Origin of the sequence: Pseudomonas parafulva NBRC 16636 = DSM 17004, assembly GCF_000730645.1 — a bacterium.
In the GTDB taxonomy this organism is placed as follows: Bacteria; Pseudomonadota; Gammaproteobacteria; order Pseudomonadales; family Pseudomonadaceae; genus Aquipseudomonas; species Aquipseudomonas parafulva.
Map to the genome: position 1 here is coordinate 1 of NZ_BBIU01000005.1, position 21,480 is coordinate 21,480.

Below are 21,480 nucleotides of genomic sequence, written 5' to 3' on the forward strand. Positions count from 1 at the left end.
CGGGCATCCATGCCCGTCACCTCCCTCCGCAAGTCCTTCGTTCGGCCTCCTGAAGTCGCGAAGATCAAGATCAAGATCAAGATCAAGATCTAGAGCAACAGCCCAAATCAGAAACTACCAGCACAGTACAGTTGCCCCTCATTTTTCCCATTGACTGTACCGCCGACTCACTCCGCATAATCCCCCCATTAACCTTGGAGGTGGCATGCCCAAAACAGTCCTGGTACTGGTAGAAACCGTCGACGATTACCTCCCCCTGCTGGAGCAGTCCGGTTATCACCTGATCCGCGCTCAATCCCCCAAGCTCCGCGTCCAAGCCATCGAGCAACAGGGCGCGCAGATCGACGCCGTGCTCACCCGTGGCCCGCTCGGCCTCACCGCCAGTGAAATGGCCGCGTTGCCCAAATTGCAGATTATCTGCGTCATCGGCGCCGGCTACGAGCAAGTCGACCTGCCCGCCGCCGCAGCCCGCGGCATCACCGTGACCAACGGCGCCGGCGCCAATGCAGAAGCCGTTGCAGACCATGCCATGGCCATGCTCCTGGCCCTGCTGCGCAATATTCCCCAGGCAGACGCCAGCACCCGCCGCGGCGAATGGCAGCGCGTCATCAGCCCGTCGGTGAGCGGCAAGCGCCTCGGCATCGTCGGCCTGGGCGCCGTCGGGCAGGCCATCGCCAGGCGTGCCCAACTCGGGTTTGCCATGCCGGTCAGCTATCACAGCCGCAGCCCCAAGGCTGATCAGCCCTACACCTGGTTCGACAGCCCCGAACGCCTCGCAGAGGCCGTCGATATTCTGGTGGTGGCCACGCCAGGGGGTGCCAACACCCATCACCTGATCGATGCCAGCGTGCTCAAGGCACTGGGCCCGCAGGGTTACCTGGTCAATATCGCCCGCGCCAGTGTGGTCGACACCCAGGCGCTGGTTACTGCCCTGCAAAGCGGCGCGCTGGCAGGCGCTGCAACGGACGTATTCGATGATGAGCCCCAGGTGCCTGATGCCCTGAAGGCACTGCACAACACCGTGCTCACCCCCCACGTAGCAGGCCAGTCGCCTGAGGCCGCGCGGGACACCGTGGCCCTCGTGCTGCGTAACCTGCAGGCATTCTTTGCCGGTGAGCCCGTGTTGACACCCGTTCGCCCGTAACCCTGACACAGAAAGCCGCCTGGTAGCTGCCGGGCCATAAGGAGCGTGTCCATGCAACTCGAAATCTTCCAGGTCGATGCCTTCAGTGCCGAACCGTTCGGGGGCAACCCGGCGGCCGTCATCCCCCTTGAAGACTGGCTGCCAGACCAGGTGCTGCAGCGTATCGCTGAAGAGAACAACCTGTCGGAAACGGCGTACTTCGTACGCAATGGCGAGGGCTTCGACCTGCGTTGGTTTACCCCCGCCGTGGAAGTGGACCTTTGCGGCCACGCCACCCTGGCGTCTGCCTATGTGCTGTTCGAACAACTGGGTGAACCCGCCCAGGTGCTGCGCTTCAATACCCGCAGTGGCGAGTTGCGGGTCACCCGGGGGGACGATGGGCTGCTGGCCATGGACTTCCCCGCCAAACAGCCCGCAGCCGCAGAAATGCCTGCAGGGTTGCTGGAGGCACTGGGCCTGCACCAGGCGCTGGCGCTGTACCGCAGCGATGACTACGTGGTGGTGATCGAAGACCCATTGCTGCTGGACGCGCTGCAACCCGACTTCGCCGCGCTCTCGCGCTACGATGTGCGCGGCATTGCCGTGACTGCGGCGGGGCGGGGGTTCGACTTCGTTACCCGTTGGTTCGGGCCGCGGGTGGGCGTGAATGAGGACCCGGTGACAGGCTCGGCGCACACCTCGCTGGCACCGATCTGGGCCGAGCGCCTTGGCAAGCAGCGACTGGCCTGCGAGCAGGGCGGGGCACGAAAGGGCCAGTTGCACTGTGAGGTGCCGGGCAATGGCCGGGTGATCATCAGTGGTCGGGCGGCGCTGTACCTGCGCGGTACGGTGTTTGTCTGACACGTCTGCGCATTCGCGTGCCGGCGATGGGCTGCCGGGCCTGAGGCTATACTGGCTTCTTTGTCTTTTTCGGGGAGTGCATCATGGCTTTGGAAACGTCCGGCAGCTGCTTGTGCGGCGCCACCCGGTTGAAGGTTTCGTTTGACCATGCCCATGTCAGCGCCTGCCATTGCAGCATGTGCCGCAAGTGGACCGGCGGCCCGCTGCTGGTGGTGCATTGCAACCAGCCGCCGACGTTCGAGGGCCTCACCCCCGGTGTTTACGATTCGTCAGACTGGGCGCAGCGCGGGTTCTGCAGCCAGTGCGGTACACACCTGTTCTACAGGCTCAGGGCCAACGACAGCTACGCGGTGCCGATCGGCCTGCTGGATGGCGAGCTGAACTGGCAGTTCAGCCTGCAGATCTTCATCGAGCAGAAACCCGGTTGGTACTGCTTCGCCAACCAGACTACATCCCTCACCGGCCAGCAGGCCTTCGAACAGCTGGGCTGATGCCGGCGTGCGGGCTTGCCAAAGCGCTGCAATCCTGAGAAAAGGGCGGCTTTGTCTTTCTGATGGAGTATGCCCGTGAGCCAAGAACTGCAGATCACCGACCTGGTAGAGGGTGATGGCAAAGTCGCCGTCAAAGGCGCGCTCATCACCACTCAATACACCGGCTGGTTGGCCGATGGCAGCGAGTTCGATTCTTCCTGGTCCCGTGGCAAGCCGTTTCAGTGCGTCATCGGCACCGGGCGTGTCATCAAAGGCTGGGACCAAGGGTTGATGGGGATGCGTGTGGGCGGCAAGCGCAAGCTGCAAGTGCCAGCCCACCTGGCCTATGGTGAACGCACCCTGGGCGCCATCCCGCCACACGCCGACCTCACCTTCGAGATCGAGTTGCTGGAAGTGCTCACACGGGACGACTGAGCCTCAGCAGGCAACAACAGGTTCACCTGCCAGACACAAATGCGCAACAGCAGGGGGCTAGTCTGGGCCTTGCCTAGGGAACGGCATTCACGCTCAGGGAGGAACCAAACGGGTTCGGGGCACTCTGACCCTCACCCGTTGCCAAGGATGGCAATCACGCTCAAGGCGGCCTGCAACAGGCCGGGTACTGTGTCGGGTGCAACCGATTGTTCTGCCACACAGGCCTTGAATTGATGAAATTGCCAGCTTTCTTCCGTCGCCGTCGCCACCCGTTGCTGCTTGGCCTGCTGCTCACGGCAGTGGCCGTGCCGTTGACGCTGGAGGCGCTCGACAGCAGGGCAGAACCTGTGGACGGTACCCAGACCCTGGTGTTTCTGCGGCATGCCGAAAAACCCGGTGAAGGCCTGGGCCAGTTGAATTGCCAGGGGCTGAACCGCGCGCTTGACCTGGCCACGGTATTGCCTGCGCGTTTCGGTAACGCCGATTACGTGTTCGCCGCCAACCCCACGCGGCATGTGGAGGAGGGCAGCCAGGACAAGAGCTACAGCTATATCCGCCCGCTGATGACCATCACCCCCAGTGCCATTCGGCTGGGCTTGCCGGTGAATATCGATTTCAGCGCCAACGACACCGACGAGCTTGCCGACGAACTGCTGCGTGACAAGTACCGCAACGCGACCGTGTATACCGCCTGGTCCCATGGCTACCTGCCGGATCTGATCAATGCCGTGGCCGGCAAGGCGTTGGGTGAAAAGCGGGTGATCACCGAAGACTGGGAGGGTGACGACTTCGACACACTGTATGTGCTGACCCTGACCTGGCACGACGGCAAGGCCAGCCTGCTCAGCCGTAACGTGCGCCAGGGCCTGAACGACGGCGCCGAAAGCTGCCCCAGCTGATTCATTGCCCAGGGCAGCACCACAACGGGGTCAGCGGCCCAGGCGCATCGGCCAGCCCACTACCTTCTTGGCCCTGGGCGTGGCGTAGGTGCGTACTTTCGATGTGCTCAAGCCCATGCGCACCAACGCCTCGGCGACCGTCACTGCCGCACTGACGCCATCCACCACCGGTACCCCGGTGCGTTGGCGGATCTGCTCGTCCAGCCCGGCCATGCCGCCACAACCCAGGCAGATGACCTCGGCCTTGTCTTCACGCACGGCACGTTCAGCCTGCTCGACGATGGCCTCAACGGCCCGCTGCGGGTCGGCTTCCAGCTCCAGCACCGCCATGCCGCTGGCGCGCACCGAGGCGCAGCGGTCGTACAGGCCCGACAGTTTGAGGCGGTCTTCGATCAGCGGCACCGTGCGGTCCAGCGTGGTGACCACTGAGTAGGCATGCCCCAGGTACATGGCTGTACTGGCCGCCGCATCGGTGATGTCCACCACCGGCACGTTCAACAACTCCTGCAACCCTTCACGCCCGTGCTCGCCGTAGCCGGCCTGGATCACCGCATCGTAAGGGCCTTCGTAGGCCAGTACCCGGTCCATTACCGCGATGGCGGCCAAGTAGCTTTCGAAATTGCCTTCCACCGATTCGGCGCCGAACCAGGGGGTGAGCCCGATGATCTCGGTGCCGGGGGCGGCCACCGCGCGAGCCTGCTCGGCGATGGCATCGGTGATGGCTTCTGTGGTGTTGACGTTGGCGATAAGAATGCGCATGGGCAGTCCTCCCTGTTCAGTGGCTGCTGTGGTCGACGGCGATGCATTCGCCGCTGACATCGTGATAGTGACGGTTGCGCGGGGCGATCAGCAGGTAGATGGCAGCGGCAATGCCTGCGCCGATCAGCCAGGAGAACGGTGCCACGCTGTGGAAATGGGGTACCAGGGCCAGCACGATGGCCAGCAATGCGGCAGGCAGGAATGCCGCGATGGCACGCAGGTTGATGCCCCGCGTGTAGTGATAAGCGCCGGCCGGGTCTTCGCTGTAGAGCTGCGGCACGTTGATGCAGCCTTTGCGCAGCAGCCAGTAGTCGGACATGATCACGCCGTACAGCGGCCCTAGCAGGGCGCCCAGGCCAGACAGGAAGTACACGATCACCAGCGGGCTGTTGTACAGGTTCCAAGGCAGGATCAATACCGCCAAAGTGGCGCTGATCAGCCCGGCGCGGCGGAAGTTGAGGTGGCGCGGGGCCAGGTTGCTGAGCACGAAGGCCGGCGCCACGAAATTGGCCATGATGTTCACCGCCACGGTGACGATCAGGAATGCCAGGCAGCCGAGTACCAGGAACGCGGTGCTGGGGATGGCGGCCACGATCTGGGTGGGGCTGTCGATGATCTGCCCGTTGATCTGGAACTGGGCACCGCACAGCACCACCGTGATGACGGCGAACACCAGAATGTTGACCGGCAGGCCCCAGAAGTTGCCTACGCGAATGGTTTTGCGGCAGGGCGAAGACCGGGCGAAGTCGCAGAAGTTGAGCACCAGCGTGCCGTAGATGGCCAGCCACAGCGCGCCGCCGGCAAAGATGTTGCGCCACATGTCAACGCCGGTCAGCGGCTCGGCAACCGACCAGGCAATGCGGGCATCGGCCTTGATGTACATGAACACGGCCAGCGAAGCGACCGTGAGCAGAATCACCGGCCCGGCGAACCCCTCGTAGCGGCGCACCATCTCCATGCCGTAGGCCAGAATGACCAGTTGCACCAGCCAGATGGCCACGAAGCACACCCAGCCCAGGCTCGACAGCCCCAGAATACTGTCATGGTCGTAGGCTGCCAGTTGCGGCCACACGGCGCTCAACAGCACCCGCAGCACCACTGACGCCAGGTACGTCTGTATGCCGAACCAGGCGATGGCGATCACGGCGCGTATGAGGGCGGGTATCTGCGCACCATGGATACCGAAGGCAATCCGGCTGATGACCGGGAACGGGACGCCTGTCTTCTGCCCCATGTAGCCCGACAGGTTCATGAAGAAGTACACCAGTGCCGCACCAATGGCCAGTGACATCAGGATCTGCCAACCCCCCAGGCCCAGCGCAAACAGCCCCATGGCGAAGGAGTAGTTGGCGATGTTGTGCACGTCGTTGGTCCACAGGGCGAAAATGCTGTAGCCACCCCAGCGGCGCCCGGCGATGCGGGTGGGCGCCAGGTCGCGGTTGTGCAGGCGTGGGCTGAGGCCGAGGGCTAGTGCGGGGTCGGGCTGTGTGGTGGTGGGTTGGGTGCTGGCGACGGACAGTTCAGGGGCAAGGTTGAGGCTGCTACTCATTCCGGCGGGCTCCTGATGCACGCAGACTGCGATGAGCGGGCATGCGCACGGGCTGGCCTTCTCGTCGGTGCAGCGTTGGCATCACAGGGTTCTGGGCGCGGCGGCCAAGGGTGAGTCGGCGTCGCGGGTTATTGTGTATTTATGTTTTGTCTAATTTGTATACAAAACATGAACACACAATAGCGAGTTCCATGCCAAGCCTTGTTGAGTCAGCCACGATCGAAGACATCAGTACGGATATGAATTTTTTAACTATCTGAATTTATTCAGAAATATTCATATGGATAGACAATTCTTAAATTTCTCAGAGCTGAACTAGTTGATCATCCAGTCAGATTTTAAGCGGTTCTGCCTGTAACGTAATGGTGCGCCAAAACACTAAGTGCACACAAAAATGGCACTTATGGTTACGTTTATGTGTACAAAATTTAGTCTGCGGTCGCCGGGGCAATTTTCCCGTAGTAGGCCAGCGGCTGTAGAATGGCGTTTTTCCCTGTTCGTGACTTTCAATGACCTCGCCGATCCACACCCTTGAGCAACACCTGCTTGCCGCCCTCGACCCAGCCCCACAAGAAACCCGCCGCCTGTTCCATGGCCGTGGGCGCTGCTGGCCGGGCCTGGAACAGGTCACGGTGGACTGGCTGCAGGGCGTGCTCTCGGTGGCGTTGTTTCGTGAGCCGCCCGATGGCCAGCTGGCAGAGCTGGAGGCCATGCTGCTGGCGCTTGCCAAGCGGCCGCAGTGGGCCGGTGAGGCCATTCTTGTTCAGCATCGCTACCTGCCTGACAGCCCTGGCCAGTGGTTGGTGGGTGAGCCTTGCCAACAGCGCGAGGTGGTCGAAGACGGGCTCACCTACTTGCTGGACCTGGGCGTGCGCCAGAACAACGGCCTGTTTCTGGACATGCGCTACGGGCGGCAATGGGTGCGCGAGCAGGCCGGTGGCAAGCGTGTGCTGAACCTGTTCGCCTACACCTGCGGTTTCTCGGTTGCGGCCGTTGCCGGCGGGGCTGAGCAGGTGGTCAACCTGGACATGGCCAAGTCGGCGTTGTCCCGAGGGCGGGAAAACCACCGGCTCAACGGCCACGATGCCTCGCGGGTGGCTTACCTGGGGCACGAACTGTTCAAGTCGTGGGGCAAGGTACGCAAATACGGCCCCTACGACCTGGTGATCATCGACCCGCCCACCTTCCAGCGCGGCAGTTTCGTGCTGACCCAGGATTACGCGAAGATTCTACGGCGGTTGCCAGAGCTGCTGACGCCGGGCGGGACGGTACTGGCCTGTGTGAACGACCCGGCGATAGGGCCGGAGTTCTTGATTGACGGGATGGCGGAGCAGGCGCCTGGCCTGGCGTTTGTCGAACGCCTGGAAAACCCGCCTGAGTTCCCTGATGCGGATTCGGCGGGCGGGCTGAAGGCCCTGGTATTTCGTCAGGCGTAGTCGCGGGGAGGGGCGCCGTGGGGCATCGCGAGCAAGTGCGGGCGAGGCCGAACTTGTTCGCGAGACCAGGGTGCCGCTTACTGGTTGGTGTAGATCTGGTCAAACACCCCACCATCATTGAAGTGGGTCTTCTGCACTGTGCGCCAGTCACCAAAGGTTTTCTCAACCGACAGGAAATCCACCTTCGGGAACCGGTCGGTGTACTTGGCCAGCACGGTTGCATCGCGCGGGCGCAGGTAGTTCTGTGCGGCGATTTCCTGCGCAGCAGGTGACCACAGGTACTTCAGGTACTCCTCGGCCACTGCTTGGGTGCCCTTCCGGGCTACCACCTTGTCAACCACGCTCACCGGTGGCTCGGCTTCAGCCGAAACGCTGGGGTACACCACCTCGAACTGGTCGCGGCCGAACTCGCGGGCGATCATCTCGGCCTCGTTCTCGAAGGTGACCAGCACATCGCCAATCTGGTTGGTCATGAAGGTGGTGGTTGCCGCGCGACCACCGGTGTCGAGCACTGGCGCCTGCTTGAACAGCTTGCCCACGAAGTCACGGGCCTTGGCCTCGTCACCGCCCTGCTTGAGCACATAACCCCAGGCCGACAGGTAGGTGTAGCGGCCATTCCCGGAGGTTTTGGGGTTGGGCACGATCACCTGCACGCCATCCTTGAGCAGGTCGGGCCAGTCTTTCAGTGCCTTGGGGTTGCCCTTGCGCACGATGAACACAGTGGCAGAGGTGAACGGGGCGCTGTTGTTCGGCAGCCGGGTTACCCAGTTGTCGGGTACCAGTTTGCCATTGTCGACCAGGGCATTGATGTCGGTAGCCATGTTCATGGTGATGACATCGGCCGGCAGCCCGTCGATCACTGCACGCGCCTGCTTGCTCGAACCGCCGAAGGACATCTGCACGTTGACCTTCTCGTTGTGCTCGGCCTCCCAGTGCTTCTGGAAGGCGGGGTTGTAGTCCTTGTAGAAGTCGCGCATCACGTCGTAGGAGACGTTGAGCAGGGTCGGTGCTGCCTGGGCAATGTTGCCCAAGGCAAGGCCGGCGGCGAGCAGCGAGGCGGTGAAGAGCTTTTTCACAGGGCGTCCTTGTTGGCGGTAGGGTGTTGGCACATTGCCTGCGACTATAGCGGCTGGCGATGTTGCCTTTAAAGAACAAAAACGCCTTTGGTTATGCCCGGCTGCACGGTTTTATCGCGGGGTGAACAGCTGGCTGCCACAGCGCGAGCAGAACGCTGCATTGTGCTCGTGGGTGGGTTTGCTGCAGGCAGGGCAATCGTGCTGCAACTGCTCGCCACGCATGGCGTTGGCAAGCTCCGCAGTGAAGATGCCGGTCGGCACTGCAATGATCGAATAACCGGTGATCATCACCAGCGACGACAGCACCTGCCCCAGGGGTGTTCGCGGCACGATATCGCCGAAGCCGACCGTGGTGAGGGTGACAATGGCCCAGTAGATGCCTTTGGGAATGCTGGTAAAGCCATGCTCCGGCCCCTCGATCACGTACATCAGCGTGCCGAACACGGTGACCAGCGTCGATACACTGACCAGAAACACGATGATCTTCTGCTTGCTGCCGCGCAGGGCGGCAAGCAGGTAATTGGCCTGCTTGAGGTAGGGCCCCAGCTTGAGCACGCGGAAGATCCGCAACATACGGATGACCCGCACGATCAGCAGGTACTGGGCGTCGCTGTAGTACAGCGCAATGATGCCTGGCACGATCGCCAGCAGGTCGACCAGGCCGTAGAAGCTGAACGCATAGCGCAAGGGCCGGGGCGAGCAGTACAGGCGGGTGAGGTATTCGCACAGAAACACCGCAGTGAAGCCCCACTCCAGGGCCGCCAGCAGGCCGCCGTAACCCCGGTGCACCTCGTCGATACTGTCGAGGATCACCGTGACGAGGCTGGCGAGGATGATCAACAGGAGCGTTTTGTCGAAGCGCCTGCCGGCGACCGTGTCGGTCTGGAAGACGATGACGTAGAGGCGTTCACGCCAGGGTTGCGGGGTGGGCATAAGGCGCGGGTCCGTAAAGCAAACACCAAGAGTAGAGGATCTGCCCCATACACGGCAACGCAGCCCCAGAGGCGCTCTAAAAATGCCAGTTCTGTACCGGGGCGTGAGCTGTTACTAATGGCCCTGCGGAGTTCACAGGAGCACGTCAATGGGCAACGCTTGCATTTCACCCCGGCTCGGCAGGGCCTACACCGTCTATGGTTACCTGGGCCAGGCATCAGGCAGGACATGGCTTGGTTACACCGGTCAATACTTGGATCGCCGGCTACATGGCTACCCGCTGGGGGCTGGGTACCGTTATTACAGCCCCGCCTTGATGCGATTCTTCAGCAGCGACTTCTATAGCCCATTTGGTAAAGGCGGGTTAAATGCCTATGTATATTGCGTAGGTAACCCTGTGGTTCTGAGTGATCCAACTGGGCAGGCGCCTGTGAGATCGAAATATGAAGGCTTGTGGACCCGAACCCCTCAACAGAAACCAGCGCCTTCCTCAGTTCCATTATCAAAGGGCAGTGTCAGCCTTGTGAACGGCAGACCTCAGGTCAATATTGCCCTAGGCGATGTTGTGAATATGTTGAAAAAAGGGAAATGGGTCGAGTCGGAAGGCAAGACCCGCCTTGAGTTGCCGTTGGGGAGCCTGGTGCAGGGCTCGGAAAACTCCACGCTTAGGATCTCTCTCACGGAAACCACCGTTACCGTCCCCCACGTGGATGCGGTCAAGACAGCCGTCTCATCAGCAACCACGAAACCCGCGGATGGCACCGTGGCTGTACCGCTGCCTGTGGGGCTGGTGCTGCAGTCTGAAAAGCGTGTGTCCTGGAATCATGCAACCTTTCGGGTATCTCATAAAGACCTGGCCAATGAGGTTGTAAGGCAAATCCGCCAATAGCCTGTCGCGAGCTACGGGCTGGCAGTTTGGGCAGATCGTCTAATCGAAGAGCCCCCATGCATAAGCCAGCATGCCATGACGAAAGGCGCGGTCAGCGGAGCAGTCGGCAATAGTTTCCACAGTGACTGCAGCATCACCGCCACGGCGATTGCCGTCAGCGTCGCCAACGGCTTTTCCCCCTGGCGGCTGAACGCCAGCGCCGCCAGCGCCGCATTGAACCCATAAAGGCCCAGCCAGGCTGCCTCCTGCTGCTCGGTGATCAGTGCTACGCCACCGCCGATTGCCGAGCCGATCACGGCCCACAGGGCAGCGTAGGGGTGCGCGATGAACAGGCCGAGGATGATCAGCAGCCCGGCCAATGGCTGGTCGAGCAAAAAGATTTGGCCCACGCCACGCGCCAACCCGTACAGCGGGCCGGCCTCGACAGGGCCGCTTGGCGCAGGGCTGCCAACCAACAGCACGGCCCAGCCCAGCAGCACAAACGGGGCGGTGTAGGCGACCAGCAGCTTGCCGCCGCGCTTGCGCCATTGGTGGGTGATGATGCTGGACAGGCCCGCCGCGGCGATGATCAGCGGTGGCTGGATGACCGACCAGGGCAATACCGCACTGATCAAGATGCCGATGAGCACGCCGTTGTAGCTGTACAACCCGGCCTGCCGGTCGGCACGGTCGTAGCCACGGGCCTGTGCGGTCATCAGGCCGGCCAGGGCGCCAAGCAGGGCGCCGCCGACCAGCCCGGGTGCGGTGAGCAAAATGGCCAACAGGCAGCACAGGCCGCAGGCAGGGCTGCGCAGCAGCAGCACCTGGCTGAAGCCGTTGAGCAGCGCCGTGGCCCAGTCGGGGCACGGGTTGACGAAATGTTTTGTGTACATGGGCAGTCAGCAAGGTTGAAAGAGAAGCGGCGGGCCTCTTCGGGCCTCGATTTGTCCGCAGTCAGGTGCAGTGGGCTAGATCAAGCTCTCGATCCGCAGCGTGTTGGTCGACCCGGGCTTGCCGAACGGCACCCCGGCCGTGATCAGCAACGTATCACCCCGGCTGGCCATGCCTTGTGCCTGGGCGATTTCAAGGGCGGTGGACACCACCTCGTCCACTTGGCGCAAGCGGTCATTGACCACCGAATGCACGCCCCACGTCACACTCAGCCGGCGCGCGGTGGCGTGGTTGGGGGTGAGGTTGAGAATGGGGCGCGGGGTCGCTCGCGGGCAGCGCGCAGGGTCGAGGCGCCCGACTCGCTGTAGTTCACCAGCACCGCCACCGGCAGGATGCCGCTGATGCGGCGGATGGCGCAGCTGATGGCGTCCGACACCGTGGCCTCGGCCTTGGGCCGGCCGACGTCGAGCTGGGCCTGGTAGTCGGGGCCGTTTTCCACCTGGCGGATGATTTTGCTCATCATCTGCACGGCTTCCAGCGGGTAGTCGCCCGATGCGGTTTCTGCTGACAGCATCACGGCATCGGCGCCTTCGGCCACGGCGTTGGCCACGTCGGTGACCTCGGCGCGGGTAGGGGCCGGGGAAAAGCGCATGGACTCAAGCATCTGTGTGGCCACCACCACCGGTTTGCCCAACTGCCGGCAGGTGTTGATGATGCGCTTCTGGATCTGCGGCACGCTCTCGGCCGGTACCTCCACCCCCAGGTCACCTCGGGCCACCATGATGGCGTCGGCCAGTTCGGCGATGGCTTGCAGCTGTTCCACCGCCGACGGCTTTTCGATCTTGGCCATCAGGTAAGCCCGGTCGCCGATCAGGGCGCGTGCTTCGGCGATGTCCTGAGGGCGCTGCACAAACGACAGCGCAACCCAGTCCACGCCCAGCTCCAGGCCAAAGGCCAGGTCGCGGCGGTCCTTTTCGGTCAGTGGCGAGAGGTCGAGCAGCGCCTGGGGCACGTTGACCCCTTTGCGGTCGGACAGCTCCCCGCCGGCCAGCACCTCGGTGTCGATGGCGTCGTGGTGCTTGGCGGTGACCCGCAAGCGCAGCTTGCCGTCGTCCAGCAACAGGTCCATGCCGGGTTCCAGCGCGGCAATGATCTCTGGGTGCGGCAGGTTCACCCGCTGGGGGCTGCCGGGTGTGGTGTCCAGGTCCAGGCGCAGGGCCTGGCCGCGCTGCAGGTACACTTTGCCGTCAGCGAAGCGACCCACCCGCAGCTTGGGCCCTTGCAGGTCCATGAGGATGCCCAGCGGGTAGTTCAGCTGCTGCTCCACATCGCGAATCCACTGGTAGCGCAAGGCGTGGTCGGCGTGTTCGCCGTGGCTGAAATTCAGGCGGAAGATATTTACCCCGGCCTCGACCAGCTGGCGCACGTCGTCGATGGTCTTGATTGCCGGGCCGAGGGTGGCCAGTACCTTAACTTTCTTGTCGGGCGTCATGATGGGTTGCTCTCGAGAATCAGGATGGCGCGGAAGTCGTTGACGTTGGTGCGGGTCGGCTCGGTGACGATCAACGCATCCAGCGCGGCGAAGTAGCCGTAGCCGTTGTTGTTGTCCAGCTCGTCGCTGCCGCACAGGCCCAGTGCCTGGGCGCGGGCATGGCTGCTGGGGGTCATCAGCGCACCGGCGTTTTCTTCCGACCCGTCGATGCCATCGGTATCGGCGGCCAGGGCATACACCCCCGGCAGGCCTTTCAGGCTTTCGGTGAGGCTGAGCAGGAACTCGGCGTTGCGCCCGCCGCGGCCGTTGCCCCGTACGGTGACGGTGGTTTCGCCACCGGACAGGATCACGCAGGGTGCTTTGAGCGGCTGGCCGTGCTGGATGATCTGCCGGGCGATGCCCGCGTGCACCTTGGCCACCTCACGCGACTCGCCTTCGAGGTCGCCCAGGATCAGCGGGCTGAAGCCCGCCTGGCGGGCTTTGACGGCCGCGGCTTCCAGCGACTGCTGGGGCTTGGCGATCAGTTGGAAATGGCTACGTGCCAGGGCCGGATCATCGGCCTTGACGGTTTCTGATGCGGGGTTGTTGAGCCAGTCGATGACGGCTTTGGGCGCATCGATGGCGTAGCGCTTGAGGATGGCCAGGGCATCGGCGCGGGTGCTCGGGTCGGCCACGGTAGGGCCGGAAGCGATCACCGTGGCCAGGTCGCCTGGCACATCGGAAATGGCATAGGTGTACACCGTGGCCGGCCAGCAGGCCTTGGCCAGGCGGCCGCCCTTGATCGCCGAGAGGTGCTTGCGCACGCAGTTCATCTCGCCGATGGTGGCGCCGGATTTGAGCAGCGCCTTGTTGACCTGCTGCTTGTCGGCCAGCGTCAGGCCCTGCGCAGGCAGGGCCAGCAGTGCCGAGCCACCGCCAGACAGCAGGAAGATCACGCGGTCGTCTTCGTTGAGGTTGCCGACCAGGTCCAGCACGCGCTTGGCCACGGCCAGGCCGGCAGCGTCGGGAACGGGGTGGGCGGCTTCAACCACTTCGATTTTCTGGCAATTGGCCCCATGGCCGTAGCGGGTGACCACCAGGCCGCAGACTTCGCCCTGCCAGCACTGCTCGACCACTTCGGCCATGGCGGCTGCGGCCTTGCCGGCGCCGATGACAATGACCCGACCGCTGCGGTCAGCGGGCAGATACGGTTCAAGGACCTGGCGAGGGTGGGCGGCGGCGATGGCTGTGTCGAACAGCTCGCGAAGAATTTTTTGCGGATCGACCGACATGGCAGGCTCCCAATTCTGATTGTTTTGCAAGACCGAAAAAGCGAGCTGCAAGCTGCAAGCTAAAGCAAAAGCAGATCTGCTTTTACTTGCCGCTTGAAGCTTGCCGCTTGAAGCTCGCTTTACTTGCCGCTCACTGTTCTTGGCGAATGGAGAAATTGGCCATGTGTTCCAGGCCCTTGATCAGTGCCGAGTGGTCCCAGTTGCCGCCGCCCAGGGCCTGGCAGGTGTTGAACACCTGCTGGGCATTGGAGGTGTTGGGCAGGTTGATGCCCAGCTCCTTGGCGCCCTGCAGGGCCAGGTTCAGGTCTTTCTGGTGCAGGTTGATGCGGAAGCCCGGGTCGAAGGTGCCCTTGATCATCCGCTCGGCATGCACCTCGAGGATCTTCGACGACGCAAAGCCGCCCATCAGCGCTTCACGCACCTTGGCCGGGTCGGCACCGTTCTTGGCAGCGAACAGCAGCGCTTCGCTGACGGCCTGGATATTCAGGGCAACGATGATCTGGTTGGCCACCTTGGCGGTCTGGCCGTCGCCGTTGCCACCGACACGGGTGATGTTCTTGCCCATGGCTTCGAACAGCGGCAGTGCGCGCTCGAAGGCTTTCGGGCAGCCCCCGACCATGATGCTCAGGGTGGCGGCCTTGGCGCCGACTTCACCGCCGGATACCGGGGCGTCCAGGTAGGCGGCGCCCGTGGCTTTGATCTTGTCGGCGAATACCTTGGTGGCGGTGGGAGAAATCGAGCTCATGTCGATGACCACCTTGTTCGGGCCCACGCCTTCGGCTACACCGTTTTCACCGAACAGCACACTCTCCACCTGGGGGGTGTCAGGCACCATCACAATGATGAACTCGGCTTCCTGGGCCACTTCCTTGGGGTTGGCCAGGGCCACTGCGCCCGCTGCCAGCAGGTCGGCCGGGGCGGCGTCGTGGTGGGTGGAAACGAACAGGCTGTGCCCTGCTTTTTGCAGGTTCTGGGCCATGGGCTTGCCCATGATGCCGGTGCCGATGAAACCGATTTTAGCCATGAGAAATTGCCTCTTTTGTATTTATTGAATCTCGGTAGAGCACGCGGTGCAGGCCTTCTGTGGGAGCGGGTTTACCCGCGAAGCAGACGCCGCGGTGGATGGCACCGGCTGCGCCGGTGTTCGCGGGTGAACCCGCTCCCACAGTGGCTGGTGTCTTCCACAGAATCTGGTGGTTCACACAGGCTGATGCCCGGCCCTCAGATCGCGTTATGGGTTTTCAGCCAGCCCAGGCCGGCTTCGGTTGTGGTTTTGGGCTTGTACTCCGCGCCCACCCAGCCTTGGTAACCGATGCGGTCCAGGTGCTCGAACAGGAAGCGGTAGTTGATCTCGCCGGTGCCCGGCTCGTGGCGGCCGGGGTTGTCGGCCAGCTGGATATGGTTGATCACGGGCAGGTTGGCCTCGACGGTGCGCGCCAGGTCACCTTCCATGATCTGCATGTGGTAGATGTCGTACTGCAGGAACAGGTTGTCGCTGCCCACCTCGGCCTGGATGTCCAGCGCTTGCTGGGTGGTGTTGAGGTAGAAGCCCGGGATGTCGCGGGTGTTGATCATTTCCATGACCAGGCGAATACCGGCGGCCTTGAGCGTGTCGGCGGCATAGCGCAGGTTGCCCACAAAGGTGCTGCGCACGGTGGCGCAGTCCGTGCCTTGCGGGCGAATGCCGGCCAGGGCGTTGACCTGGGTGTTGCCCAGCACCTTGGCGTACGCGATGGCCTTGTCGACACCGGCCCGGAATTCCTCCACCCGGTCAGGATGGCAGGCAATGCCGCGCTCGCCTTGCGACCAGTCGCCGGCGGGCAGGTTGAACAGCACCTGGGTCAGGCCGTTGGCGTCCAGTTGCTGCTTGATGTCGGCAGCGCTGAAATCATACGGAAAAAGGTATTCGACACCGCTGAAGCCGGCGTCGGCGGCGGCTTTGAAGCGGGCCAGAAAATCCTGTTCGGTGAACAGCATGGACAGGTTGGCGGCGAAGCGCGGCATGGTGTGTCTCCTTGCGTAGAAGGCCCCCGGCAGCGGCCTGGGGGCGTGCGACAGTCAGTCCAGCAGCGAGATGGCGGTGGGCGCGTCATTGCCGACCAGGGCCAGGTCTTCGAATTCGTTGACCGCGTTGATCTCGGTGCCCATGGAAATATTGGTCACGCGCTCGAGAATCACCTCCACCACCACGGGCACGCGGAACTCTTCTGCCATTTTTTGCGCCTTGAGCAGAGCGGGGGCGATGTCGCCCGGCTCGAATACGCGCAGTGCCTTGCAGCCCAGGCCTTCGACCACCGCGACGTGGTCGACGCCGTAGGTGGCGGCGTCGCTGGCGTTGATGTTCTCGAACGCCAGTTGTACACAGTAATCCATGTCGAAGCCACGCTGCGCCTGGCGGATCAGCCCCAGGTAGGCGTTGTTCACCAGCACGTGGACGTAGGGCAGGTTGAACTGCGCGCCCACGGCCAGTTCCTCGATCATGAACTGGAAGTCGTAGTCGCCTGACAGCGCCACCACCTTGCGCTGAGGGTCGGCCTTGACCACGCCCAACGCGGCAGGGATGGTCCAGCCCAGCGGGCCGGCCTGGCCGCAATTGATCCAGTGCCGCGGCTTGTACACATGCAGAAACTGCGCACCGGCAATCTGCGACAGGCCGATGGTGCTGACGTAGCAGGTGTCCTTGCCGAATACCTGGTTCATTTCCTGGTAAACGCGCTGCGGCTTCACCGGCACGTTGTCGAAGTGGGTTTTGCGCTGCAGGCTGGCTTTGCGCTGTTGGCAGTCTTCAAGCCAGGCCTTGCGGCATTTGAGCTTGCCGGCGGCTTGCCATTCGCGCGCCACCTCCAGCAGCTTGTCCAGGGCCAGGCCTGCGTCCGAGACGATGCCCAGGTCGGGCGTGAATACGCGGCCGATCTGGGTCGGCTCGATGTCGACGTGGATGAAGGTGCGGCCTTCGGTGTACACGTCCACAGAACCGGTATGGCGGTTGGCCCAGCGGTTGCCGATACCGAACACCAGGTCGGACTTCAGCAGCGTGGCGTTGCCATAGCGGTGCGAGGTCTGCAGGCCGACCATGCCGACCATTTGCGGGTGGTCGTCGGGCAGGGTGCCCCAGCCCATCAGGGTGGGGATGACCGGCACGCCGGTCAGCTCGGCGAAGGCCACCAGTTTGTCGCTGGCATCAGCATTGATGATGCCGCCGCCAGCCACCAGCAGCGGGCGTTCAGCGTCGTTGAGCATGGCCAGGGCTTTTTCCGCCTGTATGCGGGTGGCCGCTGGCTTGTGCACTGGCAAGGGTTCGTAGGCATCGATATCGAATTCGATTTCGGCCATCTGCACGTCGAACGGCAGGTCGATCAGCACCGGGCCCGGGCGGCCGCTGCGCATTTCGAAGAACGCCTTCTGGAACGCATAGGGCACCTGGCCCGGCTCCAGCACGGTGGTCGCCCACTTGGTCACCGGCTTGACGATGCTGGTGATGTCCACGGCCTGGAAGTCTTCCTTGTGCAGGCGGGCGCGGGGGGCCTGGCCAGTGATGCACAGGATCGGGATGGAGTCTGCGCTGGCGCTGTACAGGCCGGTGACCATGTCGGTGCCGGCAGGCCCGGAGGTACCGATGCATACGCCGATGTTGCCGGGGTTGGCGCGGGTGTAGCCCTCGGCCATGTGCGAGGCACCTTCGACGTGGCGAGCGAGGACATGATCGATGCCACCGACTTTCTTCAGGGCCGAATACAGCGGGTTGATGGCAGCCCCGGGGATGCCGAACGCGGTCTCTACACCTTCACGGCGCATGACCAGAACGGCTGCATCGATTGCTCTCATTTTGCTCATGATTTGTGCCTCATCGATTTTGTAATTGTATACAACTTTCTATGCGATTCAGTGTATTCATGCCTGAGTCGCCAGGTCAATGGGTTTTCATCGGGTGAGAACGCTTTGCGTGAAGCGCCCGTGCACAGAGGGCTTTGCAACGGTGCCTACGATTGATCAAAAATATTGTATACAAAAATATTCTTGGTTGTGTTCTATTTGATTCTCGGTTTTCGACTGCCCCCCAGGGCGTCTCACAATAAGAAGAGGACCTTTGCATGAACGCTTTGAACCTGAAAGTCGCGGTCAGCCTGGTAGAGGCTGCGCTGGCGGCAGGCCGAACCGTCAACGCAGCGCCGTTGACCGTGGCAGTGCTGGATGCCGGTGGGCATGTGCTGGTATTGCAGCGCGAAGACGGTGCCAGCCTGCTGCGGCCTGAGCTGGCCACGGGCAAGGCTTGGGGCGCCATTGCGCTGGGCAAGGGCTCACGCTTGCTGGCCCTGGACGCCCAGCAGCGGCCGGCGTTTTTTGCGGCGCTCAATGGGCTGGGCGAGCGACCGGTGGTGCCGGCACCGGGGGGTGTGCTGATACGTGATCAGGAGGGCAGGGTGTTGGGCGCGGTGGGGATCAGTGGCGATACGTCGGACATTGACGAGCAGTGCGCCATCAGTGCCATCGAGGCGGTGGGGCTGCGGGCGGATGCGGGGGTGGTGGCCTGACCAGGGTTGGCCTGGGCTGGCCCTTTCGCGGGTGAACCCGCTCCCACAATGATGGCGCCAGCGCTCGGGTTTTGTGCAAGCCAGCGTCTGCCCCACTACAGCCTCTGCCCTAGGGCTGAATGCCCCTGTGGAAGTGGGTTTACCCGCGAAAGGGCCAGCGCAGTACTCAGGCTACCTCAGGCTCGCAGCCTTTGAGCACCATGCGGATGATGGTTTCGGCAGCAGCATCGTAGTCGCTGTCGGCCAGCTTGGCCTTGCCGGTCACGGCCGAAATCTGCCAATCGAAGTCGGCATAGGTCTGGGTCGCTGCCCAGATGCTGAACATCAGGTGATGCGCATCCACATGGGCGATCTGCCCATGGTCGATCCAGTGCTGGATGCACTCGATATTGTGCCGTGCCTGCGCATTCAGCTGTTCTACCTGGCTGGGTGACAGGTGCGGTGCGCCGTGCATGATCTCGCTGGCAAACACCTTGGACGCATGGGGCAGGTCACGGGAAATGCGAATTTTCGAGCGAATGTACGCGCTGAGCACTTCCTTGGGGTCGCCATCGGCGTTGAACGGCGTGGAGGCCTGCATGATCGGCGCGATGATGCTCTCGAGCACTTCCCGGTACAGGTTGTCCTTGGACTTGAAGTAGTAGTACACGTTGGGCTTGGGCAGCCCGGCCTTGGCCGCGATGTCGCTGGTCTTGGTGGCCGCGAAGCCCTTGTCGGCGAATTCCTCGCTGGCCGCGCGCAGGATCAGTTCCTTGTTGCGCTCGCGAATGGTGCTCATGGTCAGGGATCTTCCTCGTGTCTGGCCACCTCTAAGAGGGATCGGGCATGGTAGCACCGTGCCTGACGGGCGCTCAAGGCAGCGGCCTTGGGCTAGACTCCGGCTCATTCACACACTTGGAAACAGCATAATTATGGCAGCAAGCAGTTTACTGGTACTGATCGACGACATCGCCACGCTGCTCGACGACGTATCGCTGATGACCAAGGTCGCGGCAAAGAAAACCGCTGGCGTGCTGGGGGATGACCTGGCACTCAATGCGCAACAGGTGACCGGCGTGAGCGCCGACCGCGAATTGCCCGTGGTGTGGGCAGTGGCCAAGGGCTCGCTGATGAACAAGGCGATCCTGGTGCCGGCGGCGCTGTTGATCAGCGCGTTCATCCCATGGGCGGTCACACCGTTGCTGATGGTGGGGGGCGCCTACCTGTGCTTCGAGGGCTTCGAGAAGCTGGCGCATGCGTTCTTCCACGACAAGGACGAAGAACAGGCCCGGCGTGCCAAGCGCAGCGAGGCGCTGGCGGACCAGAACACCGACCTGGTGGCGTTCGAGAAGGCCAAGATCAAGGGGGCCGTGCGCACCGACTTCATTCTCTCTGCTGAGATCATCGCCATCACCTTGGGCATCGTTGCCGATGCGCCACTGACCCAGCAGATCATCGTGCTGTCGGGCATCGCCGTGGTCATGACCATCGGTGTGTACGGGGTGGTGGGCGGGATCGTGAAGCTGGACGACCTGGGCCTGTGGATGAGCCGCAAGGCTTCGCGCCTGGTACAGGCCATCGGCAACGGCATCCTGCGGGCCGCGCCCTACATGATGAAAGCTCTGTCGGTGGTCGGCACGGCGGCCATGTTCCTGGTCGGTGGTGGCATCTTGGTACACGGCATCGCGCCTTTGCACCATGCTGTCGAGGCGTTCAGCGAGGGCCGTGGCGGGGCGTTGACGGGCGCGCTGCTCAACGGCGTGGCCGGTGTGGTCGCCGGTGCCGTGGTGCTGGCGGTGGTGAGTGGGGCGAGCAAGCTGTGGCAGGCATTGCGCCCCGCCCACTGAGGTGGCTGGCCGGTGCTGCTGCGCCGGCCGCGCACTCAGGTTAGAACAGCACCTTGACCAGGAAACTCATGGTGTTCTGGTCGGTGGTGAAGCCGTCGCTGTCCTTGATCCCGTACTTGTTCTTCCAGTAGTCGTACTCCACACCCACGTACAGCTGCTTTTCGCCCAGGTTCAGGGCCTTGCCCAGGTCATACTTGATCTGTGGGTTGAAGTGAAGGTTGGCCTGGTAGGTGCCGCGGCGGTTTTCGTCGTTGTCCACCACCCAGTCCATGTAGCCATCGATCAGCACATCCGACGAGCCCACCGGGATGGTGTACGACCACACAGGCGTGATCTGCCAGACGTTGTCACCCGGGCGGCTGCCGTCGGTGGTGCGCTGGTAGAAGTTCAGCTGGAAGTAGTCGAAGCCCGGGATCGCCAGGTCGAACCCTGGGCCGATCAGGTATGCCTCGGTATCACCTTCGCCAAACTCGTAGGTCATGGCCAACAGCACATCCTTGATGGGGCCGAACTCAAACTTCTGGTCGAAGATCTTGCCGAACGACAGGCGCGGGGTGATCTCGCCGTAGTAGGTGTTCGGGCCATTGCCGCTGTCTTTCTGCCCTTGGTAGAAAATCTTGTCGACGAAGATGAAGTTGTCGCCGTACTTCCAGCCATCGGCATGCTCGAAGGTGACGGTTTGCTGGGTCGGCGGGTTGACCTTGAAGTTCTTGCCCCACAGGTAGGTGAGGCTGTTGCTCTGCCACTGCAGCAGGTCGCCACCGAAGGTGGTGCCGCACGCCAGCAGGCCGCCGGCCAGGATCAGGCTCTTGATGATACGCATCGCGTGTGTCGCTCCCTTGATTGGTCAGTTGTCAGCGCTCGTTGATGGCGCTTTTTCTGTCTTTTTAGTCAGCTTTTTTCGTTTGGCCATAGCTGTTTGGCAAGGGTCGCGCCAACTTTTCCAGGTTGGCCGAACCGTCCTGCTCGACGTCGTTCTGAACGGATGAAAAGGGTCTTTCAGGCTGGCAACACGTCGGCCAACCGCCCGAATTCATTGACTGAGCGGTCAGTTAACGC

Annotated in this window: 20 protein-coding genes and 1 pseudogene; 9 read left to right on the forward strand and 12 right to left on the reverse strand. The window is 62.7% G+C overall.

Features of this window, described 5'->3' with window-relative positions:
• The first annotated feature begins 205 nt into the window (after positions 1 to 205).
• The 5 genes from PPA02S_RS03095 to PPA02S_RS03115 all read left to right on the forward strand — a co-directional run bounded on the left by PPA02S_RS03095 (position 206) and on the right by PPA02S_RS03115 (position 3,788).
• A complete protein-coding gene (locus PPA02S_RS03095) occupies positions 206 to 1,144 on the forward strand; it encodes a 2-hydroxyacid dehydrogenase (protein ID WP_028632118.1) in 939 nt (312 codons plus the stop codon).
• 51 nt (positions 1,145 to 1,195) lie between these two features.
• Positions 1,196 to 1,984, forward strand: a complete 789-nt coding sequence (locus tag PPA02S_RS03100; protein WP_028632119.1) for a PhzF family phenazine biosynthesis protein — start codon at positions 1,196 to 1,198, stop codon at positions 1,982 to 1,984.
• A gap of 83 nt (positions 1,985 to 2,067) precedes the next feature.
• A complete protein-coding gene (locus tag PPA02S_RS03105; RefSeq protein ID WP_028632120.1) occupies positions 2,068 to 2,475 on the forward strand; it encodes a GFA family protein in 408 nt (135 codons plus the stop codon).
• A gap of 75 nt (positions 2,476 to 2,550) precedes the next feature.
• A complete protein-coding gene (locus tag PPA02S_RS03110; RefSeq protein WP_028632121.1) occupies positions 2,551 to 2,889 on the forward strand; it encodes an FKBP-type peptidyl-prolyl cis-trans isomerase in 339 nt (112 codons plus the stop codon).
• Positions 2,890 to 3,122: 233 nt separating this feature from the next.
• Positions 3,123 to 3,788 carry a hypothetical protein gene (locus PPA02S_RS03115; protein WP_028632122.1) on the forward strand — a complete coding sequence of 222 codons (666 nt, stop codon included), beginning with the start codon at positions 3,123 to 3,125 and terminating at the stop codon, positions 3,786 to 3,788.
• A 30-nt stretch (positions 3,789 to 3,818) separates the two neighbouring features.
• Here the strand turns inward: PPA02S_RS03115 and PPA02S_RS03120 are convergent, their stop codons facing one another.
• Together PPA02S_RS03120 and PPA02S_RS03125 are read right to left on the reverse strand one after the other, a co-directional pair.
• Positions 3,819 to 4,547 carry an aspartate/glutamate racemase family protein gene (locus PPA02S_RS03120; RefSeq protein WP_028632123.1) on the reverse strand — a complete coding sequence of 243 codons (729 nt, stop codon included), beginning with the start codon at positions 4,545 to 4,547 and terminating at the stop codon, positions 3,819 to 3,821.
• A 16-nt stretch (positions 4,548 to 4,563) separates the two neighbouring features.
• Positions 4,564 to 6,096 (reverse strand): NCS1 family nucleobase:cation symporter-1, encoded by a 1,533-nt coding sequence (locus PPA02S_RS03125; protein WP_028632124.1) that lies wholly within the window; start codon positions 6,094 to 6,096, stop codon positions 4,564 to 4,566.
• A gap of 509 nt (positions 6,097 to 6,605) precedes the next feature.
• On the opposite strand from PPA02S_RS03125, the gene PPA02S_RS03130 reads away from it, so the two are divergent.
• Positions 6,606 to 7,532, forward strand: a complete 927-nt coding sequence (locus tag PPA02S_RS03130; protein ID WP_028632125.1) for a class I SAM-dependent methyltransferase — start codon at positions 6,606 to 6,608, stop codon at positions 7,530 to 7,532.
• 77 nt (positions 7,533 to 7,609) lie between these two features.
• Here PPA02S_RS03130 and PPA02S_RS03135 read toward each other — a convergent pair whose 3' ends face one another.
• Positions 7,610 to 8,608: a sulfate ABC transporter substrate-binding protein gene (locus tag PPA02S_RS03135; protein WP_028632126.1), complete on the reverse strand. Its 999-nt coding sequence runs from the start codon at positions 8,606 to 8,608 to the stop codon at positions 7,610 to 7,612.
• Positions 8,609 to 8,719: 111 nt separating this feature from the next.
• On the reverse strand, positions 8,720 to 9,541 hold the full coding sequence (locus tag PPA02S_RS03140; protein WP_028632127.1) for an ion transporter: 822 nt from the start codon (positions 9,539 to 9,541) through the stop codon (positions 8,720 to 8,722).
• A gap of 148 nt (positions 9,542 to 9,689) precedes the next feature.
• Between PPA02S_RS03140 and PPA02S_RS22460 the strand changes: the two genes are divergently transcribed.
• The gene (locus PPA02S_RS22460) at positions 9,690 to 10,430 is read left to right on the forward strand and encodes an RHS repeat-associated core domain-containing protein (protein ID WP_080667811.1); all 741 of its coding nucleotides are present in this window, start codon (positions 9,690 to 9,692) and stop codon (positions 10,428 to 10,430) included.
• Positions 10,431 to 10,441: 11 nt separating this feature from the next.
• Here PPA02S_RS22460 and PPA02S_RS03150 read toward each other — a convergent pair whose 3' ends face one another.
• The 6 genes and pseudogenes from PPA02S_RS03150 to gcl all read right to left on the reverse strand — a co-directional run bounded on the left by PPA02S_RS03150 (position 10,442) and on the right by gcl (position 17,897).
• A complete protein-coding gene (locus PPA02S_RS03150; protein WP_028632129.1) occupies positions 10,442 to 11,302 on the reverse strand; it encodes an urea transporter in 861 nt (286 codons plus the stop codon).
• A gap of 75 nt (positions 11,303 to 11,377) precedes the next feature.
• Positions 11,378 to 12,792 (reverse strand): annotated as a pseudogene (gene pyk / locus PPA02S_RS03155) (pyruvate kinase).
• Complete coding sequence (locus PPA02S_RS03160) at positions 12,789 to 14,063, reverse strand: glycerate kinase type-2 family protein (protein WP_028632130.1); 1,275 nt, start codon at positions 14,061 to 14,063, stop codon at positions 12,789 to 12,791. The pseudogene pyk and the gene PPA02S_RS03160 overlap by 4 nt, the downstream one beginning before the upstream one ends.
• A gap of 130 nt (positions 14,064 to 14,193) precedes the next feature.
• Entirely contained in the window at positions 14,194 to 15,087 is an 894-nt protein-coding gene (locus PPA02S_RS03165; protein WP_028632131.1) for a 2-hydroxy-3-oxopropionate reductase, read from the reverse strand.
• Between the two features lie 197 nt (positions 15,088 to 15,284).
• Positions 15,285 to 16,067 carry a hydroxypyruvate isomerase gene (gene hyi, locus PPA02S_RS03170; protein ID WP_028632132.1) on the reverse strand — a complete coding sequence of 261 codons (783 nt, stop codon included), beginning with the start codon at positions 16,065 to 16,067 and terminating at the stop codon, positions 15,285 to 15,287.
• 54 nt (positions 16,068 to 16,121) lie between these two features.
• Entirely contained in the window at positions 16,122 to 17,897 is a 1,776-nt protein-coding gene (gene gcl / locus PPA02S_RS03175) for a glyoxylate carboligase (RefSeq protein WP_028632133.1), read from the reverse strand.
• A 257-nt stretch (positions 17,898 to 18,154) separates the two neighbouring features.
• Between gcl and PPA02S_RS03180 the strand changes: the two genes are divergently transcribed.
• Entirely contained in the window at positions 18,155 to 18,595 is a 441-nt protein-coding gene (locus PPA02S_RS03180; protein WP_028632134.1) for a GlcG/HbpS family heme-binding protein, read from the forward strand.
• A 166-nt stretch (positions 18,596 to 18,761) separates the two neighbouring features.
• Here PPA02S_RS03180 and PPA02S_RS03185 read toward each other — a convergent pair whose 3' ends face one another.
• On the reverse strand, positions 18,762 to 19,373 hold the full coding sequence (locus tag PPA02S_RS03185) for a TetR/AcrR family transcriptional regulator (RefSeq protein ID WP_028632135.1): 612 nt from the start codon (positions 19,371 to 19,373) through the stop codon (positions 18,762 to 18,764).
• 133 nt (positions 19,374 to 19,506) lie between these two features.
• Between PPA02S_RS03185 and PPA02S_RS03190 the strand changes: the two genes are divergently transcribed.
• A complete protein-coding gene (locus PPA02S_RS03190) occupies positions 19,507 to 20,421 on the forward strand; it encodes a DUF808 domain-containing protein (RefSeq protein ID WP_028632136.1) in 915 nt (304 codons plus the stop codon).
• Positions 20,422 to 20,461: 40 nt separating this feature from the next.
• On the opposite strand, the gene PPA02S_RS03195 is transcribed toward PPA02S_RS03190, so the two are convergent.
• Positions 20,462 to 21,244, reverse strand: a complete 783-nt coding sequence (locus tag PPA02S_RS03195; RefSeq protein ID WP_028632137.1) for an outer membrane protein OmpK — start codon at positions 21,242 to 21,244, stop codon at positions 20,462 to 20,464.
• Positions 21,245 to 21,480: the final 236 nt, after the last annotated feature.